Origin of the sequence: Bradyrhizobium sp., from assembly GCF_049798375.1 — a bacterium.
GTDB lineage: Bacteria > Pseudomonadota > Alphaproteobacteria > Rhizobiales > Xanthobacteraceae > Bradyrhizobium.
Genome location: NZ_JBARGP010000341.1, coordinates 1 through 5386 on the forward strand (window position 1 = coordinate 1; position 5386 = coordinate 5386).

Below are 5386 nucleotides of genomic sequence, written 5' to 3' on the forward strand. Positions count from 1 at the left end.
AGTTCGCCGAGCAGCTCGCGCCGCGCACCCAGGCCAGCGGCTGGCGCGGCTTCTGGTCCAGGCTGGGCGGCTAGGCGGCAACACCGCAACCAGACCGCAACGGAACGGCCGAAACCGCCGGATCGACGCAGGCGGCGGGCGCGTTGTCCTTGCCAATCGCGGCCGCGGCGGATATCAGGGGCGCGACCATCGCCCGCGCCACCGGGGTGGAATGTCATGGTTCGCCGCAATAGCTCAGCTGGTAGAGCACGTCATTCGTAATGACGGGGTCGGGGGTTCGAATCCCTCTTGCGGCACCAGCCTTCGCTCGCTTCGCGAGCTATGGCTCGGCAGGCCAGGTTCAACTCTGGGGTAGCGAAGAACGCTAAGGCTGTTGCGCCGAAGCCTTGGCGAAGGCGGACACGAGCCACGTTGTCTCGCTACGCGTGGCGCAGCCAAAGCGAGGCCGCGGGGCGAAGCGTGCCCGGCGAAGCCTCTTGCCGAAGACGGGCGCGACGAACTCCATCTGCGTCGTACCTTGCGGCCGCGCTGCTCCAATCAATCCTGATTCAATTGTCAAACAGCCGTAAGCATGCGGCGATGGTCTCGCGGCGCGATGCGCCCGAGTTTGGCTGAGGCATGCCGCCCTCGACATCAAACGAGGGCGCAGGGAAGGCCGGGAGCTCGCCGCCCCCATGGTCCGCGTGCAGCAAGAAAGCACGCGGCAGAACCACAGGTTCGGCCGAGATCATCCCGACCTTCCCTGCGCGATGGTGTTAACGCTTATACGTGCTCTCCTCGGGGACCGGCTCTCTTGCCCCCGTCGTCGGCGCAACGCGCAAGCGTTGTCGCCAACTTGACACCAGCACCGGGATGTCAGGACCACACGATTTCGCCGTCCGCGCCATGCCGTTCGTCCGCATGTGAAAACATGCTGCGACATTCCGCGTCCACCGCATCCCCGCCTCGCGTGCCGTGACGATCGCGATACGCCCCTCGCGTCGAAGCGGGATGCGCGGATGAAACACCTGATTTGGGGGGGTGTGTCAAGAGTTTTTCTGGGAATCGGAAGCTGCGGCTACGACAACTGCGGCTCGAAGCACATCCGAAGCAAGCAGTCCCGGTGCAGCCGCCGCATCTTCATCGCGCCATGGCCGCCGGCGCGGACGCGCACTGCCAAGCCTAGCTCACAACCGGCAGTATGATCTCGAATGTCGAACCCCGAGGCCCTGATACTCCAAGAAGCAAACGGCCTTCATACCTCTCGATGATCGTGCGGCATATCGCTAATCCCAATCCCATGCCCTCCGGCTTGGTGGTAAAAAACGCCTCAAACACCCGGTCACGATCTTGCGGGGAAACCCCGGTGCCAGAATCCTGAATGGACAGGAGAACGAACGAATTTCGCTCGATCCGCGTGCCAATGTGCAATCGGCGGCCGTCGCGGGGCGCGAAAGTCATCGCCTCCATGGCGTTTTTCAGCAGATTCAGAATTACCTGCTGCATCTGTACCGGATCGGCATGTACGAAAGACGCTTCGCCCCGAAAATCCGTCACGACGACGACCGCGTTAGCCTGCAGTTCGTGCTGCAGCAGCCGTAGCCCCTGCCGCGCGACGTCCTCGATGCTGATCCTGCCCGGTCGATCGGTCGCATCCTTGAAGAGCCGGCGAACGCTTGTGATTGTCTCGTTTACCCTGAGGCTGGCATCTCTAATATCCCCGAGAATGGCACTCAGCTCTTCAAGCCGGGGACTTTGTGCAACAAGTTCCTGTTGAGCGGAGTCGGCGTTCAGCGTGATTGATCCCAACGGCGACCTGATTTCATGAGCAATCGCCGCGGTCGCTGCATCTATGCTCACCAAGCGATTGGCGCGCTCGCGCCGCTGCATCACCAGGGCGTTGGCCAGTCGCGAATAGAGTACGGTCATTTCTGTGACCAATACGGACAGCACCAGAAAGCTTGCGATCAGGGCAAATCCGCGAGCGGTGTACCAACCTATGGAAAAGCGAGCCGAACCCGCGTATGCCGCCACCAGAAAGTTAGGAACCGCCGCAAACAACGTGACCAGCAGCCATAGATCGAGCACCGTGCGCCTGCGGACAAAAAGCACCAGGAGCACGAAGCAGTCCAATAGAGAGAGGCCTACGTTGAATTGATTGCTGAGTGGTGTTTGCCGCATAAGACCTGCCGTGAAGAACCTGGGCAGATACTCGACTTTGTCAATCACCAGCCATGACAATAGCGCTACCGTGCAGAATACGCATATCAGCGTGATCGCGATGCTTGCCGCCGTCGACGCCTCCGATATCTTTCCTCTATCCTTCAGCAGCGCATAGGAAAGGATACTCAGCGGAAATGTAGTGTACCAAAGTACGAAAAACCAAGCCGGGGTGTTGTAGACGTCACCTATAAGCCCGTTCGGTGCATAGCTGCCCGGAAAACTCAAAGTCTGTAGAAAAGCAAACGAGCCAGCAAAGATGTATCCGCTCGCTATGACCAGCAACGCACGGTGCGGCTGCACCGAATATTGAGCGAACAAGAGGGTCGCCGTTAGCAGATCAGCCGCGCTCATGACCGTCTGAACAGCCGGAAGAAAGCTGTCCATTCTGCCGATTTGCAGGCTCTCGAAAGGAGCAACAAGCGCCGAAACGGCCAGCACGCTGGTCACGACACCAATCGCCATCGCTCGGTGCCGAGGGGTGTATGGCATCAAAGCGACCACCATTGGAAGGTCGTGATCCGCAGCGAGCGCAAACTGGCGAGTATCCGCTTTCAGCATTGTCGCCCCGTCTATAGCCGATGTTGGTTGCATGTCGACGGCTGTGGCGCGAAATGTCTGCACCATGCCAACAGCGTTTGTGAAGGCCAGCTCTGCTGATCGTCGGGTCTGATTCCGAAAGTGGAGGGTCGACAGGTGTCAACGACGAGCATTTTCCACCAAAGGAAGCTATGTTTCCACACCCTCGTTGGAGGCATGGACCACGACGCCGAGCCGCTCCGCGGCTGAAACCAGTTCGGCCAGCGTCTGCACCTTCATCTTTTCCATCACTCGCTGACGATGAGCCTTGATGGTGCGTTCGGCGGTGCCGAGTTGGTGGCGATGTGCTTGTTGAGCTTGCCTTGCACAACGAGATCGAAGACTTGCCGCTCGCGCGGTGTGAGGCACGCGAGCAACTCGCGAAATGCATCCAGATTTTGTCTCTGACCACGCGAAGCGCTGTGTCGCGCCATCGCCTGTTCGATGGCCTGAAGCAGCTGCTCCGAGGAAATTGGCTTCATCAGGAAATTGTCCGCGCCCGCCTTAATGGCGCGCACCGTGGTCGGCACGTCGGCGTGGCCGGTCAGAAAAACGATGGGTAAGGTCGAGCCAAGCTCGCCGAGTCGGTCCTGGAGATCGGGACCGCTCACGCCAGGTATTTTTACGTCGAGCAGGATGCAGCCGGGCCCGCTTTCATCGGGAAGTTTATTCAGCAGTTGCAGCGCCGACGGATAGGTCAACACTTCGTAACCAGCTACCTTAAGGCGGCGCGCCATTGCGGCAAGGAAGCTTGCGTCGTCGTCAACGATGTGAACCGTGCCCAGCACGTCCTTCCCTTTCCGATCGCGCCAACTGCCTCAAGAGTGTACCTGCGAAACTATCAGGCGCAAGACGAGATGATTCGATCAGGTTTCGACCGGGTGACGCCTGGATCGCCCGCCTCGCGATGGTCGCGCTGACATGTCTGCTCTCACCCGAGGAGCTAACCTTGTTCAGGCCGGAGGAGGATCCTCCTTCTCTCCGCGCGCGACGATTTGCAGCACGTCATCGGGCAGGGGCCGCTGCAGCGCCTTTGCCTCGTCCCACGGCGCGCGCAGCCAGACATCGTACTCTTCTGCGGTGGTGAGGATCACCGGCATGGCTTGAGGATGGATCGGCGCGACGACCGCGTTCGGCGTGGTGGTGAGGAAGCCATAGACGTCGATCGACACTTCGCCCTCCCGCGCCTTGCGCACCGAGGTCCAATGCGTCCACAGGCCGGCGAAGGCCAGCAGGGGCCGGTCTTCGCCGGCGGCAAACCATGCCGGGACCTTCTTGCCATCCACCGTGTCGTATTCGCTGAAGGACGTGAACGGCACCAGGCAGCGATTGGCTGGGGTAAGCCATCGTTTCCAATGCGCGCTTGAGACGTTGCGAATGTTGGTGGTGCCGCTATCAGGCTCGAGGCGCAGCAACTGCTTGAAGTCGACCGGCTTGCCCTTGGCCTGCAGCTTCTGCGCGCGCTTCCTGGTCGCATCCATCAGCGCCTTCGGCGACGACGGCATGCCCCAGCGCGCCAGCACCAGCTCGCGGCCGTTCTCGCCGTTGCGCACGATCGGCGCCGGATAGTCGGGAAAGATGCCGGGCATCGACGGCAGGTTGCCGGTGTGATCGTGGCCGGCGTCGACGTCGAACAGGCGCCGGATCGCATCCACGTTCTTGGTCATCGAATAGAGATTGCACATCAGGACAGCGGCGGCAGATCTGTCGCATTGACCTGGATCGGAATCCCGCAGCGGCGGGCGCGCTCGTTGCGGTCGTCTGCAGCCAACTTCAATTCCTCGCGAAGGGCGCGATCGATTTCGGTTTTGATGTCATCGAAAGATCGCTGCGATGGCCTCACCATCTGAACAAGTTCTTCTCGCATGGAACTCTCCCGTCAACCCGAACAACGATAACCTCCGGGCCGGCATGTCGTTGCCTTGCATCAACGTTCGCCGGGCCACCAGATCGAGCGCGGCGCATTTTTCGAGATCGGCGTGGCGCGCAGGCAGACCAGCGCGCTGCGCTTGTACGGACGGCCGCTGCGCTCCGAACACGGCCTGCAGCGCATGTAGCGCTCGAGCTCATGCACCGGCGTGGTCTTGGGCCGGCGGATGATGCTGACGTCGACAGTCTGATGGGTGTCGCAGCCATGGCAGTGCACTTCGAGATAGCGGTAGCCGCCGTTGATGGCGTCTCCGATCGTCGGCGAGGGTTGCGCAGGTCCTTTATAACCGAGCATGCGCTTCGACCAGGCCTCGCAGGCGAGCGCGTCGGCTTCCTTGCGCGCATGCGCAGCCCGCTCCTCGGCGGCCCTGATCGATGCTCCATAGATGCGCTGGCGCGACTTCGTGCTCATGCCGCATTGATTCCCGAAGGCGCATGAGAATGAAAGCCGCTAGCTCTAGGCATGGGAACTGCCTGCGCCACAAGCCGACTTGTCGTGCCGTCGAGCCCGACCTCGATTCTGGTTCAGCTTGCCGGGCGGCGCATCGCCGTCGTGGAAATCCGGGGTGCACTGGTTAACCAATCCAAGCTAACATCGTCGCGAGAGAGCGAATCAGCGCGAGACCGAAGGCGTCCCGCGGCGTGCGTATCGCCAGGACGGCGATCGAGTTGGTGTTTC

The 5386-nt window shown here is 61.1% G+C and carries 3 protein-coding genes, 1 tRNA gene and 1 pseudogene; 1 reads left to right on the top strand and 4 read right to left on the bottom strand.

Going from position 1 to position 5386, the window contains the following annotated elements; all coding sequences use genetic code 11:
- The first annotated feature begins 223 nt into the window (after nt 1-223).
- Nucleotides 224-299: transfer RNA gene (locus WA702_RS14390), tRNA-Thr, on the top strand.
- Between the two features lie 862 nt (nt 300-1161).
- Here the strand turns inward: WA702_RS14390 and WA702_RS14395 are convergent.
- The 4 genes and pseudogenes from WA702_RS14395 to WA702_RS14410 all read right to left on the bottom strand — a co-directional run bounded on the left by WA702_RS14395 (nt 1162) and on the right by WA702_RS14410 (nt 5119).
- Nucleotides 1162-2826 (bottom strand): MASE4 domain-containing protein, encoded by a 1665-nt coding sequence (locus WA702_RS14395; protein WP_425111205.1) that lies wholly within the window; start codon nt 2824-2826, stop codon nt 1162-1164.
- 102 nt (nt 2827-2928) lie between these two features.
- Nucleotides 2929-3515, bottom strand: a pseudogene (locus WA702_RS14400) (response regulator transcription factor).
- 216 nt (nt 3516-3731) lie between these two features.
- Nucleotides 3732-4463, bottom strand: a complete 732-nt coding sequence (locus tag WA702_RS14405; RefSeq protein ID WP_425111206.1) for an SOS response-associated peptidase — start codon at nt 4461-4463, stop codon at nt 3732-3734.
- 242 nt (nt 4464-4705) lie between these two features.
- On the bottom strand, nt 4706-5119 hold the full coding sequence (locus WA702_RS14410; protein ID WP_425111207.1) for a hypothetical protein: 414 nt from the start codon (nt 5117-5119) through the stop codon (nt 4706-4708).
- Nucleotides 5120-5386 lie beyond the last annotated feature (267 nt).